Origin of the sequence: Nocardia sp. NPDC056100 (assembly GCF_042266325.1) — a bacterium.
Classification (GTDB): Bacteria; Actinomycetota; Actinomycetes; order Mycobacteriales; family Mycobacteriaceae; genus Nocardia.
The window spans coordinates 774,860-794,340 of record NZ_JBHJVY010000002.1 but is presented as its reverse complement, the minus strand read 5'-3'; the positions used below and the strand labels follow the sequence as shown (position 1 = coordinate 794,340).

The following is a 19,481-nucleotide window of genomic DNA, read 5'->3' as shown; positions in this document are numbered from 1 at the left end:
GGTGAGGCTGTGGCACTCAATTACGCTGGGTATCCAAGTAATTCGCGAATCAATTTATTGAGAGCGTAGTTTGTGTGAGCGGTCCATCGGATGCTCACTGAATTCGAATGTTGTGACATGAGGGCGCAATGAACGCGAGACTGCGAACCATGAGGGTTGTGCAAAACTCCGCCGGTGACGGTGAATCCATATGCGGTGTGTTGGACGGTCGTCAACTATTGCTGGCGATCGCCGGAACCCTGAGGGCCGGTTCGCCATTGATCGGCTGGGCTCGCGAACTGGCCGACCTGCACGCGACCCTGATCACCGCGTCGCTATCGGCGACCAGGCGCCCCGCGGACTTCGACGCCGCAGCGACACGAGACCGCCTCACAACCCTCACCGCCCTCATCGACGACTGGTCCGTCCGCCACCTGCCACGCCCCCAGGGCACTCGTCGTCACACGCATTCCCTCGGCGAAGTGATCAGCCATATCGCCGACGCCTATGCCCAACTCCAATGGACCCTGCGGCACAGCGCCAATACGATCCACCACCATGGCGCCGCACTGCGCTTCGCGCAAATCCAAGAGGGTTACACCGACCTCGTCGACGACATTCGCGCCCTGCGCGTAACCCTCCCGCTGGGCTCGAGCGGAATCATCGCCCTATCCCCCACTACGCCGCACACGCCGTGAGTTACCCAGGCAGCCGAGCAAACTCGAACATCACTTCGGGCGAAGGCTGCCGGTATTGCGGTGGTTGTCCGGGGTGATCGCATCATCACCGTCGCCGCGACTATCGGAGCGATCCTCGCGACCCGGATTCCGGTCCGGCGTCGAGGACGCGACCGTGGTGGCGGTCGAGGGTGGTTGTCCGATGTCCCAGGACACCGTGCGCGTCAAACTGCCATGGGATTCGAACGGTTTGGCCCAGCCGATCTCGGCGAAGCGGCCGTTTGCCGAATCACTCACGCCGGTCGCGATATCGCCCTTGCCCTTGTCGAAGTTGTAGTAGTCCTGCGCCTCCACGGTGACGTCCATGATCACCTTCCCGCCCTCGACCCGAACATTGGCGTGACTCCATTGCTGGTGTCCCCCAATGGTTTTCTGCCAATTCTCGGTGGCAGGACTGCTGACGGTCTTCGGAGCACCGGTGATCTTGAAATTTCGGTCGCCGGACTTCGCGTAGAAATCCGCCGCCAGCGCCGCCCGGCTGATCTGATCGTCCACCGACTGGGCGATGACGCTGTCCTCCCGATACGCCTCGCTGTAGTCGAATTCCTGCGGCTTGCCGTTGTTTTCCCAGTAGTGCCGGTACATCGCGGTGGCATCGTCGAGATCGGATTTGACGTACTCGCCCGCCAGCAGCTTCGCCTGCCACTTCTGCTTGTCCAGAAAATCCTGGAAACCACCCTTCTTCGTGTTGTAGATGAAGGTGTCGTCATGCACCAGCTTCGGCCGCTTCGGGTCCCCGATCTCATAACTGGCGTGCTCGGTGCGCACAGCCTCCAAAACGGCCGTCATCCCCTTGTCCACCTCCGCGGCCGTGTCGTGCAGCGTTTTCATGCCGTCGCGGGTGGTCTGCCAGGCCTTGGCCATCGAGATGATGTTCTTCTTGCCCGGCATGGCGTACAGGCTGTCGGCCTCGGCCTTCCGGAACATCTCCAGGACAGAATTCAATTCGGCACGCCCGCTCTCGTAGCTCTTCTGAGCGGCCTCGAGCGTGTTCGACCAGGCGGTGAGCCCGACATCACCGGCCTGGAACCGCGATTGAAGTCCCTTGGCGCGAGCCACCATGCCATCGACGGACTTACTCGCACCCTCCGCCCCCGCTCCTGTCCACACGGCCGACACCTCCGAGGAGGTCATCTTCTTCATGTGGCCCACGGCGCTGCCGGCTCGCTCGGCCTGCGACTTGTATTTCTTCGCCTGGTCACGAAGCGAGCTCGGCTGCCCGGGCGGCCGCTGAAAAGGCGACGACAGCTTGATCACCGCCGTCAACTGATCAGAGGTGCAGTGATCGCCCGCCATCTGATCGAGTTGATCCAGTAGCGATTTCAGCAGCTCGACATGTCCGGAGTTCCAGACCACCGCCATTGCTCCCCCTCGGTTATTGCGACGGCGGGACGACCACCGGGTCCAGCGCATCGGGTACCGGTGCCGTCACACTCGGTACATCGGGCGCGGGGATCGTCACACCTGGCGCCGGCGCTGTTCCATCGATTGCCGGGGGCGCGATGCCGTCCACAGCGGAGATCGAACTGCCACCACCCACGTCAGTGACGCCATACGATTCCAGACTTGCGGTGATGGATACGCCCAGTTTCTCGGTGTCCGCCGAAGCGTCGTCCATCAGGGTGTTCATCTCGGCATGGAAGTTCCGCGCCTGAAACAGCAGGTCGCCGAACACTTCCGACTCCAAGGTCTCCGCCCGCTGCAGAAGCGCGAACAGATCGTTCGCGGCGGTGAAGACCCCGTTCACCGCCTCGGGCAGATGCTTGGGATCCGTCCAGAGAATGGCCTTCGGGATCGGTTCGGGCGCCACGCCATTCCTTCTGGGTATCTTCTCGGACAAATCGAACGCGACGCTATCAATCTCCCCATCCCAGACCATTCCCTGGGATGGGGAGGATCGATCTTCAAAGCTGTTGCTGGAGCGCAGATTCCACGCACTCTGGTGAGCTGCGCGGCTACCGTGCGCCGGAACGGCCGTGGCGTGGAAAACCGATCTTCGCGTTGGGGATGGTGCGCGGCGGCAGCGGGCGGGCGAAGGGCTGCTGCTTGTTCTGAATGGGGAAGGTACGGCGCTGGTTTCGCATGTGGGGTTCAGCCTTTCGAGATGTTCGGATGTGGGGGTAGGAAGAAGTGATCAGGCTCGGTCGAGCCAGGTGATCTGGCAGCCGTTGTCGAATTCACGGCGTTCGGTGACCTGGAAACGGGTGGGTTGGAAGGCGCCGTCGAAGGCGCGGATGCCGTTGCCCGCGATGACCGGGTAGGTCTTGATGATCAATTGGTCGATCTCCTCGAGGAGCTGGCCCGCCAGGTTTCCGCCGCCGCAGAGCCAGATATCCAGTCCTGCTTGCTGTTTCAGTCCTGCAACGACCTTCGCGGGGTCGCCGTCGACGATCTCCACGTGCGGATAGTCCACCGGCGCGAGCGTGCGGGTGAAGACGTACTGCCTCAGGTGCGGGTAGGGGCTGACGATTCCGGCCGCGAGGCCCGGCTCGTACGTGCCGCGGCCCATCAGGACGGTGTCCCATTCCCTGTTCGGGGTATCGAGCGGCATGCCGAAGTGTCCGCGGATGTGGGCCGGGACCGACTCCGGGTACCGCGCGTTGACCCATTCGGACTGGTCCGCACTGACGGGGTAGAAGTCGAATTCGCCCTGCGGGCCTGCGATGTAGCCGTCGAGGGAGACCGCCACGTAGTAGACAAGATTTCGCATTGCAAACCGCCTCTGTTGTAGTACTCTGCATGAAGTGATTTGAAGATAGTACTACGACTGGAGTGGTGTCAAGTGGTTCGTCACAACCGGATACGCCGACAAGCCCTACTGGATGCGTCGATCGAGGTCCTGGCCGCAAAAGGCGCTCGCGGATTGACCTTTCGCGCGGTCGACGAACAGGCGCGAGTCCCCCGAGGTACCGCCTCGAACTACTTCGCCAACCGCGATGACCTGCTCGCACAGATCGCGTGCGGCCACGTACTCGACTCTCGCAGTGGCTATCTCGCATTCCTCGAGCTCCGACTGGAAGCCACGCGCCGGCCCGGCCTGCAAGCCTTGATCACCGAACGCGTCCGCGCCGAGCTCGACACGACTGCGTCCGACGACGCGAACGCCGTCATCACCTACCTCGTGGTCAACGGGCTGATCCTGGACAACCTCACTCTCCCAGGCATTTTCACCGAGGATCAGATCGAAGAGCTGATTCGCTCGATCACTCCCCCACCGGCCTGCCACCGCGGCCAGGTGGCGCGCGATCACTTCTTTCCAATGGGCTGCCTTTAGTCGAATCTTCGGTTCGGCCTGAGCCGGACGCTGACGCGGCCGGGACACATCGTTGAATGCGCATATTTCCATTTTTTGATCTAATATTGGTGCGACTCCCAGCAGGGTGGTCACCCACACCCGGGTGTACGGATACGCCAGCACCCTGGCTACCGCGGCCGGTGCCGAAGCATCCAGGGACACCAGCACATCCGTTGCCGCACTGAAGCTCTCGTCTCCTTGCGGGCCGAATCGACCTGCACCGGCCAGCAGCTCGCGTTGCATCGAGCCCGATACGGCTGGGCTGGGTTACCAGCCCCAGGCGGTGCTGTCGACGGCGAGGAATGGTTCGTCGATCACGGTCGCGGGGGTCAGGCCGGTGAAGGCGCGGATCTCGCGGTGTAGGTGGGATTGGTCGGTGTAGCCGGTGTCGGCGGCGACCTCGGCGGGCGGGCGGCCCGCGACCAGGCTGTGGACGGCGTGGTCGAAACGGATGAGGGTGGCGGCGCGTTTGGGGGTGAGGCCGAGTTGGGCGTGGAATCGGGACCAGAGGCGTTTGCGGGTCCAGCCGAGTTCGGTTGCCAGGGGTTCGATTCGGATGATGCCGCGTCCGGAGGCGATGCGCTGCCAGGCCCACATCACCTCGGGCTGTATCCGGGATGTGGCTGCCACGTAGCGGCGGGTGAGCCAGGCGTCGGCCCAGGCGAAGCGCTCATCCCAGGATCGGAAGCTGTTGAGCTGCTGGCATATTCGGTCTGCCTCGGGGCCCAGGAGGGCGTCGAGTGGGACGACGGAGTCATCGAGGTCGGCTGCTGCCGGACCCAGTATCGCGCTGGCGATCATCGGGGGCAGGCGGATCTGGAGGCAGTTGGCGACCTGCACCTCCAGGGCGCGCAACACGTCACCAAATCCGGGGCCTATGACGAAGCTGCCCCGATGCCGTTGTCCGGCAGTGTCTTCCACGGCGATCGTGCCACCCAGGACCAGCAGCAGGGTGACCGCCGGATGCGGGATCAGGCGCAGGTCTGGCGGGGTGAGGCCGCGGTCGATGAAACCGGCCATGGCGACTCCGGGCAGGCGACTGGGCCGGGGTGGGCAGGCGATGGCCCACAGCATCGCATCATCCTGCACGGGCGCGCCGAACCCCATTTCGCCATGCTATGCAACCGAACCCTGCGCCCGCCACGTCGACTGACTGAACCCGTGGCCGCCGCCAGGTCGACCGATCGAATTCCGTGGTCGCCACCACCACCGACCGAGCTTCGTGGCCGCCGGTGTCGACCGTTCCGCGATCGTCGCGCCGGATCTCGGGCAGTGTCAGGATCACGCTAGCGCTTACTCGGGCGGTGGGGAACATTTGTCCAATCCACAGGCATAGGTCGCAAGCGACAGTTCAGGTATGACTGTTTCCGGCAATAACTTACGAGGGGCCCGGGAGTCGGTTCGGCCCTCGGACGGTAGTGAACTCCATGTGACCCAGGACGGGCCGCGCGATGCCCCGGCGCTGCTGCTGATCCACGGTACGGCCGCGTCGGGGCGGTCGTGGGATCCGATGGTTCCGTTGCTCACCGGGTCACATCAGGTCATTCGAGTGGACCTGCTCGGGTGCGGTGAATCGGCCGGGCTGGGCGCTGTGGGCTATAGCGTTCCGGATCAGGCACATCGGGTCGCGGCGGTGCTGGATCGGCTCGGAGTCGAGCAGGTCGTCGCCGTGGGTCATTCCAGTGGCAGTGCGGTGGTCACGGCGCTGGCCGAGCTCCGACCGGATTTGGTGAGCGCGGTGGTGGTCATGGATTTCGGGCCGCATATGCGCGCCTATCTGGACCCGCTGCTGCCTGCGGTGTCGGGGCCGTGGTCGGAGCTCTCCGATGATCAGTTCCGTGAGCTGATGCGCTCGGGCTTCAGCCCGGACTATGAGATCCCGCAGGAGTACGTGGATCAGTTCCGTGTCATCGATCCGATCGTGTTCGCCGCCGCGTCGCAGGCCAATCTCGCCTATATCGACGAGCGTTCGCTCCCCGAACGCCTTGCGCCCCTGGGCAAACCGCTGCTGGTCATCTTCGGGGAGGACGACAGCAGATTCGATCCCGCCTTCACGGTCGAGTACCGCGTCGTGCCCGATACGACGGTGGTGCTGCTGCCGGGCGTGGGCCACTCCCCCAATCTCGAGGATCCGGCCCGCACGGCCGCAGCGCTGCTGGCTTTCACCGGTGAACACGACACGGCAGGGACAGACCGATGACGCAAACTCAATTGTCCGGGGTGCCCGAGACGGCGCTGTGGACCCTGCGTAACCGCGCCGAGGAAGCATTGCGCCCGGATTCGGTCTACACCGACGATGAGTCGATTCGCCTCTACCGTGCCCTGGCCGCTGAGGATTTCGACCGCTTCGGCCCGCCCAGTCAGGTGCATTCCCTGCGTGCGATGGTGATCGATGAGCAGATCACGGACTTCCTCGCAATCCATCCGGCCGGGCCGGTGGTGGCACTCGGCGAAGGTTTGCAGACGACGTATTGGCGTGTGGGCGCACCCGAGGTCGCCTGGTACTCCATCGATCTGCCGGAGATGATCGCCGCGCAGGAACGCCTACTGCCACCCGCACCGGGCATCACGCGACTGGCACGGTCGGCGCTGGATCGATCGTGGTTCGCGGAGGTGCCGCGCGGGCCCGCGGTGATCACCGCAGAGGGCCTGTTCATGTACCTGCCGACCCCTGAGGTCCATCGGCTGATCGCCGATCTGGCCGAACATTTCCCGGGCGGTGTCCTGATCTACGACTCCATCCCGCGCGTATTCAGTGCCATGACCATGCGCGGCAGAGTGCGTTTGAGCGCCCGCTACACCGCCCCACCGATGCCGACGAGTCAGAGCCCGCGCCAGGCTCGCCGACTCCCCCGCATGATCCCGGGAGTTGTTGCCTCCCAAGACCTTATCCCGCCTCTGGGTCGCGGGCGCTGGGGTTCTCCGCTCATGCGCCGGGCCGCGAATACCCCGCTCGGCCACGCACTGCGCCCGTCCCTGACCCTGCTGCGTTTCGCCGACTAACCCACTCTCCCCAAGGGATTTCGACCGTCGACCGAGCCGCTCGAGCATGGCGTCCCAGGTCCCCCACGTGACGTTCTTTGACACCGCGATACCCGCAGATCGAACCATACAGTTTGCGTATCGGACGCGGTCCGCTCAGGACCGCGCGGGGATGAAGGGGAATGCCAATGTTCTTGGTAGTCGGCGCAACCGCCCATTTCGGCCGTCAGACCGTGGACGCATTGCTGACCGCCGGGCATCCGGTGCGGGCGCTGACCCGCCGACCGGAATCGGCGGGATTGCCCGCGGGCGCGCAGGTGGTGGCGGGCGATCTCACCGATGCGGAGTCACTGGATATCGCGCTGGCCGGGGTGAGCGCGATCTTCCTGGTGCTGCCGTATCAGATGGATGTCGCGCCACTGCTTTCCGCTGCCCGGCGCGCGGGTGTGCAGCGCATCGTGTTCCTGTCCTCGGGTGCGGTGGTGGACGGTGCCGAGCGCCAGCCCGATGTGATCGCGCAGTATCACCGCGATGTGGAGCGCGCGATCGAGGAGTCCGGAATCGAGTGGACGTTCCTGCGGCTGCTGTTCCCGGCGATCAACTCGCTCTCGTTCGCGATGCAGTTGGCGGGCGGGGATGTGATTCGCGCGGCCTACGGGCAGGCCACCGCGTCGGTGATCCACGAAGACGATGTGGCCGAGGTGGTTTCGGCGGTGCTGGGCGGTGGATACGCGGGCCGGAGTTTGGATCTGACCGGGCCGCAATCGCTCACCCAGGTCGAGCAGGTCGCGGTGCTCGGCGAAATCCTCGGTCGCCCACTGGTTTTCGAGGAGCTGGACGATGCGCCCGTGCGTGAGCAGATGGCGCAGTTCATGGATCCGGCGTTCATCAACGCCCTGTTCGATCTGATGGCGGCCACGGTGGGCAAACCCGCAGAGGTCAATTCGGTGGTCGAGGACCTGACCGGGCACGCGCCGCGTAGCTATGCGCGGTGGGTGGCCGATCATCGCGGCGACTTCGCCTGATCCACAGCACTTGAACGGAACGGAATGATCTGCTTCAATAACGGAACAGATCATTCCGTTCTAGTTTGCAGCATCTCCCCGAGGAGTCACCCGTGACCGCCGTCGCCGAACAACCGGCCCTGCACACCCCCACCACCCCAGGCGATTCGACCGCACCCCTGCCGCGCCGGTGGCTCGGTCTGCTCGCGATTCTGGCCGCCACCCTGCTCAACCTGCTCGATGCCAGCATCGTCAATGTCGCCGCACCCGCCATCCGCGGCGACCTCGGCGGATCGGTCGCCACCCTGCAGTGGCTCAGCGCCGGATACACCCTGGCCATGGCGATCGGGCTGCTCACCGGCGGACGCCTGGGCGATATGTACGGCCGCAAGCGCGTCCTGGTGATCGGGTTGATCGGATTCCTGATCGCCTCGGTGCTCTGCGGATTCGCGGTCTCGGTCGAGATGCTGCTGATCGCGCGCATCACCCAGGGCTTGTTCGCCGCGGTGATGGTGCCGCAGTGCTTCGGACTCATCCGCGATCTGTTCGGCCGCGAATTCGGTAAGGCCTATGCGGCTTTCGGCCCGCTCATCGGCGTCGCCACCATCGCGGGACCCATTGTCGCCGGACTGCTCATCGACGCCGATCTGCTCGGCACCGGATGGCGCTCGATCTTCCTGATGAACCTGCCGCTCGGGGCGATCGCACTGGCGCTCGGTATCTGGATCCTGCCCGCGGCGGCCCCGATGCCTGGGCTCACCCTGGATCTACGCGGCGCGCTCATCGTCGGCACCGGTATGGCGCTGCTGCTCTACCCGCTGGTGGAGGGACGCGAATTGGGTTGGCCGTGGTGGACTTCGGCCATGCTGGTCGCCAGTGTTCCGGTGCTCGCGCTGTTCACCCGCGATCAGATGCGCCGGTCGGGCAGCGGTCGGGTCGCGCTCATCGAGACCAGCGTGTTCGCCAAGCGTTCGTACACCTCCGGCATCGGCTTCGTCACCGTGTTCTTCGGTGCCATCGGCGGGTTCTCCCTGGTCGTCGGGCTCTACCTGCAGATGGGCCTCGGCTACGGCGCGCTGCGCGCCAGTATCACGATGGCACCCTGGGCGATCGGAGCGTTCCTGGGCTCCGGCGTCGGGGCGGGGCTGGCTCCCAAGCTCGGCCGCAAGGTGCTGCATATCGGACTCACGAGCATGCTGCTCGGATTGCTCATCCTATTCGTACAGTTCGGTGCCGCGAGCGCGCCCGCACCACTGGCATTGGCACCGGCGCTCACGCTCTATGGACTCGGTATGGGCATGATCTTCGTACCGCTGTTCGGAATCATCGTCGGAGAACTCGAGGATCACGAAATCGGTTCGGCCTCCGGACTTTTGGAATCCTTCCAGCAGGGCGCGGCCGCGCTCGGAGTGGCGGCGCTGGGCACACTGTTCTTCAGCCAATTCGCCCTCGGCGACAGCCCCGAGGTCGCATTGACCGCGATGCGATCGGTCACCGGTGTGGCGATTCTGCTGACCGTGGTGTCCTTCGGCGCCGCATTCGGACTCCCCGGACAAGCTGCGGCGCAAGAACACTGACCGATCGAACCGCGCACCGGATCCCCGTCCTGGTTACCAGGGCAGGGATCCGGTGCTGTCGTAATAGCCACCGGTCGGACCATCCGGGGCCACCTGCGCCATCCGCACGATGATCTCCGCACCCTGAGCCACGGTCTGAATGCCCGCATGAGCGTTGAGATCGGTGGCGGTGTACCCCGGTTCGACCGCATTGATCCGCATCTGCGGCAACGCTTTCGCATACTGCACCGTGAGCCGGTTGACCGCGGTCTTCGACGCCGGATACGACAGTCCGGGATAAGCGAACGCATTGGTCCCCGGCGTAGTGCTACGCGTCATCGAAGCCAGCGAACTGCTGACATTGACCACCACCGGAGCCGCCGACCGATGCAGCAACGGCAGAAACGCGTGCAGCATACGCACCACCCCGAACACGTTGGTATCGAACACTTCTCGCATCATCTCGGCAGTAACCTCACCAACCTCCAACGCACCGTTACCCTCCACATCGATCCCCGCATTATTGATCAGCACATCAACACCACCCTCGGCGTCAATACGCTTGGCCGCCGCCTGCACCGACGCGTCATCGGTGACATCCAGCAGCACTGACCGCGCACCCAACTCCGCCGCGGCCCGCTGCCCCCGTTCAGCGTCACGGCTGCCGATATACACGATGTGCCCCGCCTCGATCAGGCGACGAGCGGTCTCGAATCCCAATCCCTTGTTCGCACCGGTAATGAGTGTGGTTGTCATGGCTTCAGATTCGCGCGACGCGGGGAGATCAACCAGTCGTCCGAGCGTCCTGGGACTGCCGGTACCAGGCTGATGCTCCCTGTCGCGCCCCACCGCTTTCAACAACGCACACACCGATTGGGAATGACCGCGCCCGACTACCGGTCCTGCGCGAGGGCGTAGAGCGCCTGTTCGATGGCTTTGGGCTGCTGACGAATGTCGGCGATGATGTCGGCGACATCCTGCAACCCGGCCGCCACCCACACGCCGGGGCATCGCGCCAGAGTTCGAGCCCAGCTGGTGGCGGCTACGACACGATCGGTGAGCACGACGGGCCTGCCGTGTTCGACAGCCTTGCGGGCGTGAATGCGCGCCCCGGAATGTTCGCTCGCTTCGACCACGATCGTGGCCAAGCCATATCCGGACATCACTGCGTTCCGCATCGGGAACGATGTCGTCGATGGCGATGCCCGGGGCCAGAATTGCGACAGGACCGCACCCTCGGACGCGATCCGTCGTTGCAGATCTCGATTTTCCGGCGGGAAGCAGTTCAGCGACCCGGTGCCGATGAAGGCCACTGTCCGGCCTCCCGCCGCGAGCGCGGCGGTGTGCGCTGCGGTATCGATACCGACGGCCAGACCGGAGATGACGGTCAGCCCGGTCTCGACGAGGTGAGTAGCGATCGTTGCGGCCATCGCCCGGCCTCGTTCGGAGGCGGCGCGGGAACCGATCATCGAGACTCCCTCGTCGACGGGGTCCACTCGTCCTTGGGTGATCAGGAACGGCGGCGTCTCAACGACATCGAGCAGGCGACGTGGGTACAGAGGGTCCAGCACCGAGACGAACCGCAACCCGCTTGCCGCCCAGGACCGAAGATCGGTGGCAGCGTCGCTGAGCCTGCGTTCGTGGTCGTCGCCCGGAATCAACTGGGCGCGAAAGTAGTGCTCCCACACCTGCAACGCGCTGCCCGACTCGCGGACCTGCTCGGTCAGCTCACGCCATGTGGTCTTCTGCGGCCGGGCGCGCAGCAACGCCACCAACGCCACCTGCTCATCGCTCACCCGTCCATCAACTCCCCACCGCGCCATGGTGGACCACACGCGTTCGCGGGGACCCCAACTCCCCACCCAACCTACGACGAGCCGCCGACAACTGGCCCACACGACCGCAGTTGGGACACGCGGTCAGAGGTGATAGCAGCTGGCCGCGATACCGAGCGGCCCGGTACCGACGGGGGTACAGTGCCCCAAGGATTCTCGGCTTGCGCGAATCGGGGTGATCCGGGCTCGGCGTCTTGTACACTCCCCGCGAAGTGAAACTTTCACACTTCAGTTTTCGATTCGAGGATTCTATGACGCTCCACGCCCCTGGTGTTTCGATCGCGCGTACCGCGGCGGTACTGATCGGAGGGGTTTTGCTGATCGCCGGGGTGGCGGCGTGCGGAAATGACGACACCGCCGGCGGGTCGACCGGCACGAGTACCACGACCAGCGCGGTGAGCGCGCCCGTCAGCAGTACCGCAGCTCCGGTGAGCACCCCGGCGCCGGTGAGCAGTACCGAAGCGCCCGCTCCGGCGCCCGCGCCCGAGGTGGTCGAACCGCCCGCGCCCCAGCCGGTCGCGCCGAAACCGGCGCCGCAGCCCGCGCCGCAGACCCAGGCTCCCAAACCCGCGCCGCCGAGCCTGGATGTGCCCGGGTTCGAACCGCGCGCCGGCTACTAGCGGGACCGGGGATACGACGTGCTGGGTAACAGCGGTCGGTGGCTGTGTGCTGCCGCGATGGCGGTCGCGGCCACCGTGACCGGGACTGGAAGTGCCGTGGCGGATACCGCGCGCGAGGGCAAAGACCTTGTCGTGCTGGGTGATTCGTTCTCGGCGAATGTGTGGAATCCGCTGTCGGAGGTCGGGTCGTGTGAGCGCGGAGCCACCGCGTGGCCCGAACGGCTCAGCACCCTGATGGGTGTCGCGGGCACCGACCGGGTGGAGAATCGATCGTGTCTGGGTGCGTCCATCGACACCTCCGGATACACCCTCGGCGTGGAAACGCGCGATGCCGATAAGGCGGGAGCGTTCGGGCCGCGCACCAAAGTGGTGACATTGCAGTTCGGGCTCAACGACCGCTGGGGCACCGCGGACCAATCCCTGTGGGCCGCAATGCAACACTGCGTCTTCGACCTCGCCGAAGGGTGCGGAGCGGATGCCGTCGCGGCCGGGCGTCTGCCCGACTCCCGCGATATCACCGGGGCGTCCTATGCCGCGCGCATCCGCAACGCGGTGACCTACATCCGGTACTACGCGCCCAACGCGCGCATCGTGCTGGTCGGATATCCCGAACTGTTCCATTCCGAACAGGACACCGTATGCCTGGACTTCTTCGGCGTCGTGCCGTTCACGCAACCGCGCGGACGCACCGTCGTGGAGTACTTCAACCGCATCGACCAGGCACAGCGCGAAGCCGCACAGGAATTGAAGATTGAGTTCCTGGACGCGCGCGCGATCACCTCCGGGCACGGGCTCTGCTCCCCGCAGCCGTGGGTGAACGGTGTGCTGGATCCGACCGTCAATATCGAAGGACTGCCCTTCCATCCCTCACCCGTGGGTGATGACGTGGTCGGGAAGGCGATCTTCGACAGGTACGCGCGGTGACCGAAACCCTGCCCGCGCGTGGCACTGCGGCACAACCGATTTCGGCCGACACGCAGGCTCCCGCCCACTCGGCGGAGCATCGGCCCGCACTGCCCTCGCTGACCGGTGCGCGCTGGTGGGCCGCGTTCGCGGTGTTCGTACTGCACGCGCTGGTGTTCCTGCCGGTCTATCCGTTCCAGAAGTCCGAGCTGTTCCGCCATATCCACCAGTGGATTCCGATGCAGTTGGGGGCCGCGGGCGTCACGTTCTTCTTCGTGCTGTCGGGCTTCATCATCTACTGGTCGTTCCGGCCCGGAATGTCGGTGCGCGGGTTCTATCGGCGGCGGGTGCTCAAGATCTATCCCACGCATCTGCTGGCCGCGGCGGCGTTCGTGGTGGTCGCGAGTGTGCCGCTGAGCCGCGCGGTGGTGTGGGTACCGAATCTGCTGCTGGTGCACACCTGGGTGCCGAAATGGACCACGGTCGGCGGGCTGAATGTGCCGTCCTGGTCACTGGCCGCGGAAATGCTGTTCTACCTGAGCTTTCCACTGGTGCTGCCGTTGATCCGGCGGATTCCCACGCGCCGCCTGCTGCTGGCGATGGTGCTGCTCATGCTCGGTATCGCGGCCTTGCACACCGGATACTTCCTGTGGGCGGACGGACCCAAGGGCATCGCGAATGCCTTTGCGCCCCGGCTGGTTCCGGGCAACACCTCGCCCTACTACGAGCTGCACGCCTCCCCGGCGTGGTTCGCGCAGCCCAATATCCCGGTGTCGCCGTCATATTGGCTCAGCTACACCTTCCCGCTGTCCCGGCTGCCGGAATTCTTCCTCGGTGTGCTGGCCGCGCGGATGGTGATCGAAGGGCGCTGGCGCAACACCCGGCTCACCCTGCCGCTGCTGGCGCTGGGCATCGCGTACGCGGCGACCTGGGTCGTACCGGTGAACTACAAGATGTCGGTGCTGCTGCTCGCCCCCATGACCGCGGTGGTGGCGACCCTCGCGGCGCGGGACCTGCAGGGCGTCAGCGGACTCACCGCGCATCCGCGCATGGTGTGGCTGGGCAATATCTCCTTCGCCTTCTACCTGATCCAATTCCCGGTGATGGCGCTGATCACCCGGCATCTGATCGGCGGTAAGGAGTTCGGCATCCTCGGCTGGGCATTGTTCTCCCTGCTGAGCCTGGCAGTGTCCACCGTGATCGCGGCGGCGCTGTATCACTGGGTCGATCTGCCGATCATGCGGCGCTTCGCCCGGCCACGGGCTGCGGCACCGGCGAGGTCGGCTGTGTCTGCGGAGTCCGGGGCGAACCCGTCGCCATAGGTTCCTCCCGATGCGCTCGGTCCCGGTTGCGGTCCCCGGGTGCTCGGTGGCGACAATTGAGCCATGGCGACAGCGGAATTCGGACTGGCGGTGCGGCGCTGGCGTGATCAGATCCCACCCGATCCGGCGCGCCCGGTCGCGGGTGGGGTGCGCCGCGCGCCCGGGCTGCGCCGTGAGGAATTGGCCCTGCTCGCCGGTATCTCGGTCGACTACGTGACCCGGCTGGAGCAGGGCCGCGCCTCCAACCCGTCACCGCAAGTGGTCGAGGCACTCGCACGGGCATTGCGGCTCTCGCCGGACGAACGCGCACACCTGCACCAACTCGCGGGTCTGGCACTGCCCGAGCCGGGCGCGGTTCCGACCACCATTCCCCCGGCCGTGCAGCGCATGCTGGATCGGCTCGTCGGCATTCCGGTCGCCGTCTTCGACGCGTCCTGGACACTGCTGCAAGCCAATCCGGCCTGCGTCGCACTGCTCGGGGACCCCGAGAGCTGGCAGGGCAATGAACGCAATCGGATCTGGCGGCATTTCGTCGCCCCGGGCGGAGTCGGCCGCTACGCCCCGCAGGATCTGGCCGCCCTGGAACTCGCGCTCGTCTCGGACCTGCGCGCCACCCGGTTGCGTTACCCGGCAGATCAGCGACTGGCCCGGCTCGTCGACGAATTACGCGGCCACAGCAGCGAATTCGCCGCCCTCTGGGACTCGGGAGTCGTCGCGGCATTCGACACCACGGTCAAGACCATCGCCCATCCGAAGGTCGGTGACATCACCTTGGACTGCGCGGTGTTGACGGTCGCGGGCAGCGACCTGCGCATCATGATCGACACCGCCGAGGCGGGCAGCCCCGACGCCGACCGCTTGGCCCTGCTGCTCGGGCCGACTGAGTAGTCGCGGCACAGCCGTCATCGGGCGGCATCGGCCAGCGCGCGAAAAGCCTGCAAAGCTTCGGCCATATGGTCGGTGGAGTTGAGGTCTTCACTGGTTTTGACGATCACGATGCCGTCTTTCGGTGAGACATAGATGAATTGACCGAGGAACCCGACCGCGGCGTAATCACCGCGGTCGCCATCTCCGAGCCACCACTGGTAGCCGTAACCGAAGGCGTTCTCCGACGCGTTCGGCCGAGCCGGGATCAGCTGATGCGGTTGTAGATACGGTTCGGCGCTGTGCGTGGACTCGTCGATCCACTCCCGAGGTACGACCTGCCGACCGCCGACTTCACCACCGTGCAGATACAGCAACCCGAAACGCGCGAAGTCGCGAACGGTGGCGTGATAACAGCAGAACCCGACGGTATTACCGGCGTAGTCGTGCCCGACCAGTGCGTCGCTCGCCATCCCCGCCGGTCCCCAGATCCGGTCCCGCACATAGCTCGACAGCGGCGCACCGGTCACCTTCGACACGATCCAGCCCAGCACAAAGCTGTCCATCGAGGCGTAATTCCATTGCGTCCCCGCCGGGCGCTCACGCGCCATCGCGCGACTCTGATCGGGCAGCGAGATCCCCGCGACCATTCGGATCATCGTGTTGGTCGAGCCCTTGGTCGGATCGGTGTTGGTGGATTCGTCATAGGCGATACCCGATGCCATATGCAGGACATCGCGAATGCGCACACCGTCGTAGCCGCTGGTCGCGAGTTCGGGCACGTACTCGGTGACCGGATCCTCGACCGAGGCGATCCTGCCCTCGGAGATCGCGATACCGACCGCGGCGGCGGTGATCGACTTGCCGACCGACCAGGAATTGAATCGGCTGTCGGCGGAGTACCCGCCGAAGTAGCGCTCGTCGAGAATCCGGTTGTCCCGCAGCACCAGAAAGCCCCGCGTCGATGATCGGTCCAGGAACTCCCCGACGGTGTGAGTCTGCCCGTTGAAGACGTAGGTGGCGTCCAGGTGCGTTCCCCCGTCCGAGTCTCTCAGTAGGGGTTCGGGGTGACTGGACGGCGACATGGTGTCGGTTTCATAGAAGGGGATGTGCGGCAGCAACGGCAGCGGTAACGCATGGGCCGGGGCATTCCACGCGAGGGCGAGTGTCATGGTGATCGCGTTCACCGCGATTCGCTTCAGCATTCGTTCTTCCTGTCTCACAGTGCCCAGACCGATTCCGCGTGAATCGGCCGACCGTGCCCCGGAAGCAGATGTGCCACAGGCAAATCCCGCAGCCGATGCTCGGTGCGCGTCGCGGCCTCGGCATCGACGACGTCCGGGGCGAAACACGGCCTGCCTCGGATCGAGACGACCGCGTCCCCGGAGATCAGCGTGCGGGTGCGCTCGTTCCAGAACACGATGCTGTCGTCGGTGTGCCCGGGACTGTCGAGGACGGTCCACTCCGGCGCATGCGGTAGCGACATCCCTTCGGACAGTCCGCCGACCGGACGAGGCCCGGTCCACACCATGCCGCGTGGGCCACCGAATCCGGCTGTGCCGGTGGCCAGTAGCGAGCCGACCGCGCCGCCTCGGTCGAACGGTTGCCCGAACAGCAGCGGCCAGGCGCGTGCCATCTGCGCCAGAGTCGGCGTCCGGGGACGCGTTCCGTCGAGATAGCTCAGGGTGAGCGCGGGCAGATGGATCGCCGCATCGCTGCGGCGCGCAAGATCCACCGCACCGCCGACGTGATCGCCGTGCCCGTGCGTGGCGGTGACGACCCGGACCGAACCGCGTAGCTCGGCTGTTAGCGGGGCCAAATCCTGTGCGATCCGCGGCATTCCGGGATCGACCACCACCAGCGCGTCATCCTCACCCCTGAGCAGGTAGCAATTGAAGAACCATCGCGAGACCCGCGTGAGCGACAGTTCCGGCATTCGCTCGATCACAACACTCAACGAAACTCCCTGTACCGGAATGCGATTCGAGCAGGCAGCGATCGACGCGCTAGCACGGTCACCCCTCGCCGCCCGTCCGCTCGGCCCCACCCAGCCCGCGCACGGCCTGCACGGTGAACGCCCGATACGGCGGCCGGGCCAGCATCCGGGGCACCCGAATGCGCGGCGTCATCGCAACCCGCACGGTCAACAGCGTGGAACCCTGTGCGATCGGCTGCAATTCATAGGATTCGACGGCGGAGACCAACGCCGGAATCGACATGCCGACGAAGGTGTAATCGAGGCGTTCCCCCTCGCGGTAGGCGGTGAACTGCTCGCGCACAGCCATCAGCGGATTGAGCAGCACCCGCGTCGCGCCCAGGCCGCGATCGGGTGAGTCGTACCGGAAACCCGATACCCCTGGAAGCCAGGAGAAACAGGATTCGTCGAGCAGTGCGTCGAACACCGCCGTCGGCGGTATCGGCAATTCGGCGTAGACGGACGCCGTGACCGGTGCGGTGGCGAGGTAGTGATCGGTGCGTTCGGCGGCGATCGGCTCCAGCGCGAACCGTGACGCCGCCTGCGCCGCACGCCCTTTCGGGATGTACAGCGCGGCCGCGGCCGCGATAGCGGCACCGGGTAGCAACCAGGTGCGGACATCAGATCTCATGATTCTCCTGTATGAAACGCGCCATCTCGGCGATGGCAGGACCCGACTCGGGCAGAACGCCGAAGACGGGAAAACCGTGCGGCTGGCGGTCCCACAGCTGCAGACGGCAGCGCACGCCTGCGGCGGTCAGTCGCCGAGCCATGAGTTCGGCGTCGCAGCGCAGCAGTTCGGTGGTACCGACCTGGATCAGCACCGGCGGCAGCCCGCGCAGATCCGCATCGACCGGCGACACCGGTTGTCCGCGTTCGTCATTGACCAGGAAGCGATCGACCAGGCGTTGCACGGCGGACGCGGAGAAGAAGACCTCGGTCCGGCCATGGGGCGATGCCACTTTGCCCGCGCCGTCGAAATCCGTCCACGGCGACGCCGCGACAATGCTGCCCGGCAACGGCAGACCCGCGGCCCGGAGCGCCAGCGGCACCGCGAACGCCAGACACCCTCCGCTGGAGTCCCCGGCGCAGACAATGCGATCGGGCCGGAAACCTCGCGCCATCAGGTATCGATGAGCCCGCACCCCATCCGCGACGATCGCCGAGAACTCCGCGGGCAACTGTCGATACCCCACCAGGCACACCGGCAGACCGGTCGCGCTCGACAGTCTCGCCGCCATACCGCGGAAGGTGCGCACACCGCCCGCGGCGAACGCGCCGCCGTGGAAGTACAGCACCGCACCGCGAGCCGATTCCGGTGATGCCGCGGTCGAGCACCACACCCATTCGAGGTCGAGATCCGGCAGGTACACCGGCCGCCGCGACACCCCCGCGGGCATGCGATGCAGGAGCCCCACGAAGTCGGTGACCGCGGCCAGCCGCACATTCCACGGTCGTGCGAGCACCGAGGACGCCTCGATTACCGTGCGCACGATCGGCCGCAGGGCCGTACTCACCGCCCGGGTGCGCCGACTCGCGGGGCCGAACTCCTCGATCACCAGGCCGTCCGCCGAGGAACCATCCACGTTCACGCTCATGAACGGCGACAATATGACAGTGCCGTAAGTTAAACAAGAGCGCGCCGGTCGAATGGCGAAGAACCGCCGATGGCCGGGGTGATAAGGTCGCATCGCCTGTCATCAGGGCATTGCCAAAGAGACGAACTCCGAATTCGAGCGGAAGAGGTGGCCGTGACGGCGGGGCGAAACACTCGCGCCAAACGGCGATACGCACCGCGCTTGAGCGTCCCCGAGCGCCGCGAACAGCTGATGGACGCCGCCATGGCCCAGATCGCCGAATCCGGCTTCCAGTCGGTGAACGTCATGGCTGTGACCCGCCGCGCCGAGGTGACCCGCCCGGTGTTCTATGACGCCTTCGAAGGCGTCGACGACCTGTTGCGGGCGCTGCTGCAGCGTGAGAGCCTGCGCGTCACCGAGCAGATCGACTCGGTCTTCCCCGCCGAAATCGCCGACCACGTGGACGATTTCGACCTCGACAGCATTATCGGCGACTTCCTGGCGATGGTCGTGCGCCATCCCGATACCTGGCGACTGGTCTTCTCCGGCGCCGCGGGCCTGCCGGACAGCGTGCGGCAGTGGATCTCCACGCATCGGGAAACCCTGCGCACCCGGCTCGCGGCGGTGCAGACCCAGCTCGCCGCGACCGGCCGGGTGTCCGCCGACCTCGATATCGAGATCGCCTCGCATCTGGTGATCGGCTTCGCCGAGATGGCAAGCCGGCTGGTGCTCGAGGATCCCGACCGCTATCCCCCACACCGCGTCGTGGACTTCTACACCACGACCATCACCGCGGCGGGCAAGCTACTCGCCACCGATCCGGACTGAGGGG

Annotated in this window: 21 protein-coding genes; 11 read left to right on the top strand and 10 right to left on the bottom strand. The window is 65.7% G+C overall.

Annotated features, from left to right (window positions below):
- Positions 1-149 precede the first annotated feature (149 nt).
- The gene (locus ACFC0O_RS15575; RefSeq protein ID WP_375958207.1) at positions 150-677 is read left to right on the top strand and encodes a hypothetical protein; all 528 of its coding nucleotides are present in this window, start codon (positions 150-152) and stop codon (positions 675-677) included.
- 30 nt (positions 678-707) lie between these two features.
- On the opposite strand, the gene ACFC0O_RS15570 is transcribed toward ACFC0O_RS15575, so the two are convergent.
- From ACFC0O_RS15570 to ACFC0O_RS15560, 3 genes are all read right to left on the bottom strand, one after another.
- Complete coding sequence (locus ACFC0O_RS15570; protein WP_375958205.1) at positions 708-2,012, bottom strand: hypothetical protein; 1,305 nt, start codon at positions 2,010-2,012, stop codon at positions 708-710.
- 79 nt (positions 2,013-2,091) lie between these two features.
- The gene (locus ACFC0O_RS15565; protein ID WP_375958203.1) at positions 2,092-2,526 is read right to left on the bottom strand and encodes a hypothetical protein; all 435 of its coding nucleotides are present in this window, start codon (positions 2,524-2,526) and stop codon (positions 2,092-2,094) included.
- Positions 2,527-2,850: 324 nt separating this feature from the next.
- Positions 2,851-3,426 carry a dihydrofolate reductase family protein gene (locus ACFC0O_RS15560; protein ID WP_375958201.1) on the bottom strand — a complete coding sequence of 192 codons (576 nt, stop codon included), beginning with the start codon at positions 3,424-3,426 and terminating at the stop codon, positions 2,851-2,853.
- Positions 3,427-3,498: 72 nt separating this feature from the next.
- Between ACFC0O_RS15560 and ACFC0O_RS15555 the strand changes: the two genes are divergently transcribed.
- Positions 3,499-3,990 carry a TetR/AcrR family transcriptional regulator gene (locus ACFC0O_RS15555; protein ID WP_375958199.1) on the top strand — a complete coding sequence of 164 codons (492 nt, stop codon included), beginning with the start codon at positions 3,499-3,501 and terminating at the stop codon, positions 3,988-3,990.
- A 288-nt stretch (positions 3,991-4,278) separates the two neighbouring features.
- Here ACFC0O_RS15555 and ACFC0O_RS15550 read toward each other — a convergent pair whose 3' ends face one another.
- A complete protein-coding gene (locus ACFC0O_RS15550; protein WP_375958197.1) occupies positions 4,279-5,118 on the bottom strand; it encodes a helix-turn-helix domain-containing protein in 840 nt (279 codons plus the stop codon).
- A gap of 322 nt (positions 5,119-5,440) precedes the next feature.
- Between ACFC0O_RS15550 and ACFC0O_RS15545 the strand changes: the two genes are divergently transcribed.
- From ACFC0O_RS15545 to ACFC0O_RS15530, 4 genes are all read left to right on the top strand, one after another.
- Positions 5,441-6,211 carry an alpha/beta fold hydrolase gene (locus tag ACFC0O_RS15545; RefSeq protein ID WP_375958195.1) on the top strand — a complete coding sequence of 257 codons (771 nt, stop codon included), beginning with the start codon at positions 5,441-5,443 and terminating at the stop codon, positions 6,209-6,211.
- On the top strand, positions 6,208-7,014 hold the full coding sequence (locus ACFC0O_RS15540; protein WP_375958193.1) for a class I SAM-dependent methyltransferase: 807 nt from the start codon (positions 6,208-6,210) through the stop codon (positions 7,012-7,014). The genes ACFC0O_RS15545 and ACFC0O_RS15540 overlap by 4 nt, the downstream gene beginning before the upstream one ends.
- 167 nt (positions 7,015-7,181) lie before the next feature.
- A complete protein-coding gene (locus tag ACFC0O_RS15535; RefSeq protein ID WP_375958191.1) occupies positions 7,182-8,018 on the top strand; it encodes an NAD(P)H-binding protein in 837 nt (278 codons plus the stop codon).
- Between the two features lie 92 nt (positions 8,019-8,110).
- Positions 8,111-9,574 (top strand): MFS transporter, encoded by a 1,464-nt coding sequence (locus ACFC0O_RS15530; protein WP_375958189.1) that lies wholly within the window; start codon positions 8,111-8,113, stop codon positions 9,572-9,574.
- 33 nt (positions 9,575-9,607) lie between these two features.
- Here the strand turns inward: ACFC0O_RS15530 and ACFC0O_RS15525 are convergent, their stop codons facing one another.
- A complete protein-coding gene (locus tag ACFC0O_RS15525) occupies positions 9,608-10,414 on the bottom strand; it encodes an SDR family NAD(P)-dependent oxidoreductase (RefSeq protein ID WP_375958187.1) in 807 nt (268 codons plus the stop codon).
- Between the two features lie 32 nt (positions 10,415-10,446).
- Positions 10,447-11,349 (bottom strand): DNA-processing protein DprA, encoded by a 903-nt coding sequence (locus tag ACFC0O_RS15520; protein WP_375958185.1) that lies wholly within the window; start codon positions 11,347-11,349, stop codon positions 10,447-10,449.
- A gap of 290 nt (positions 11,350-11,639) precedes the next feature.
- On the opposite strand from ACFC0O_RS15520, the gene ACFC0O_RS15515 reads away from it, so the two are divergent.
- From ACFC0O_RS15515 to ACFC0O_RS15500, 4 genes are all read left to right on the top strand, one after another.
- Positions 11,640-12,008 carry a hypothetical protein gene (locus tag ACFC0O_RS15515; RefSeq protein WP_375958183.1) on the top strand — a complete coding sequence of 123 codons (369 nt, stop codon included), beginning with the start codon at positions 11,640-11,642 and terminating at the stop codon, positions 12,006-12,008.
- Between the two features lie 96 nt (positions 12,009-12,104).
- A complete protein-coding gene (locus tag ACFC0O_RS15510; protein ID WP_375958181.1) occupies positions 12,105-12,932 on the top strand; it encodes an SGNH/GDSL hydrolase family protein in 828 nt (275 codons plus the stop codon).
- The gene (locus ACFC0O_RS15505) at positions 12,929-14,233 is read left to right on the top strand and encodes an acyltransferase family protein (RefSeq protein ID WP_375958179.1); all 1,305 of its coding nucleotides are present in this window, start codon (positions 12,929-12,931) and stop codon (positions 14,231-14,233) included. The genes ACFC0O_RS15510 and ACFC0O_RS15505 overlap by 4 nt, the downstream gene beginning before the upstream one ends.
- Before the next feature lie 63 nt (positions 14,234-14,296).
- Positions 14,297-15,121: a helix-turn-helix transcriptional regulator gene (locus tag ACFC0O_RS15500; RefSeq protein ID WP_375958177.1), complete on the top strand. Its 825-nt coding sequence runs from the start codon at positions 14,297-14,299 to the stop codon at positions 15,119-15,121.
- Positions 15,122-15,135: 14 nt separating this feature from the next.
- Here the strand turns inward: ACFC0O_RS15500 and ACFC0O_RS15495 are convergent, their stop codons facing one another.
- The 4 genes from ACFC0O_RS15495 to ACFC0O_RS15480 form a co-directional block, all read right to left on the bottom strand.
- On the bottom strand, positions 15,136-16,302 hold the full coding sequence (locus ACFC0O_RS15495) for a serine hydrolase domain-containing protein (protein ID WP_375958175.1): 1,167 nt from the start codon (positions 16,300-16,302) through the stop codon (positions 15,136-15,138).
- A gap of 14 nt (positions 16,303-16,316) precedes the next feature.
- Positions 16,317-17,045, bottom strand: a complete 729-nt coding sequence (locus ACFC0O_RS15490; protein ID WP_375960732.1) for an MBL fold metallo-hydrolase — start codon at positions 17,043-17,045, stop codon at positions 16,317-16,319.
- A 67-nt stretch (positions 17,046-17,112) separates the two neighbouring features.
- On the bottom strand, positions 17,113-17,703 hold the full coding sequence (locus ACFC0O_RS15485) for an SRPBCC family protein (protein ID WP_375958174.1): 591 nt from the start codon (positions 17,701-17,703) through the stop codon (positions 17,113-17,115).
- Positions 17,693-18,670, bottom strand: coding sequence for an alpha/beta hydrolase (locus tag ACFC0O_RS15480; RefSeq protein ID WP_375958172.1), 978 nt, complete (start codon positions 18,668-18,670; stop codon positions 17,693-17,695). Before ACFC0O_RS15480 ends, ACFC0O_RS15485 begins: the two co-directional genes overlap by 11 nt.
- Before the next feature lie 201 nt (positions 18,671-18,871).
- Here ACFC0O_RS15480 and ACFC0O_RS15475 point away from each other — a divergent pair, with 201 nt between their 5' ends.
- Positions 18,872-19,477 carry a TetR/AcrR family transcriptional regulator gene (locus tag ACFC0O_RS15475; protein ID WP_375958170.1) on the top strand — a complete coding sequence of 202 codons (606 nt, stop codon included), beginning with the start codon at positions 18,872-18,874 and terminating at the stop codon, positions 19,475-19,477.
- Positions 19,478-19,481: the final 4 nt, after the last annotated feature.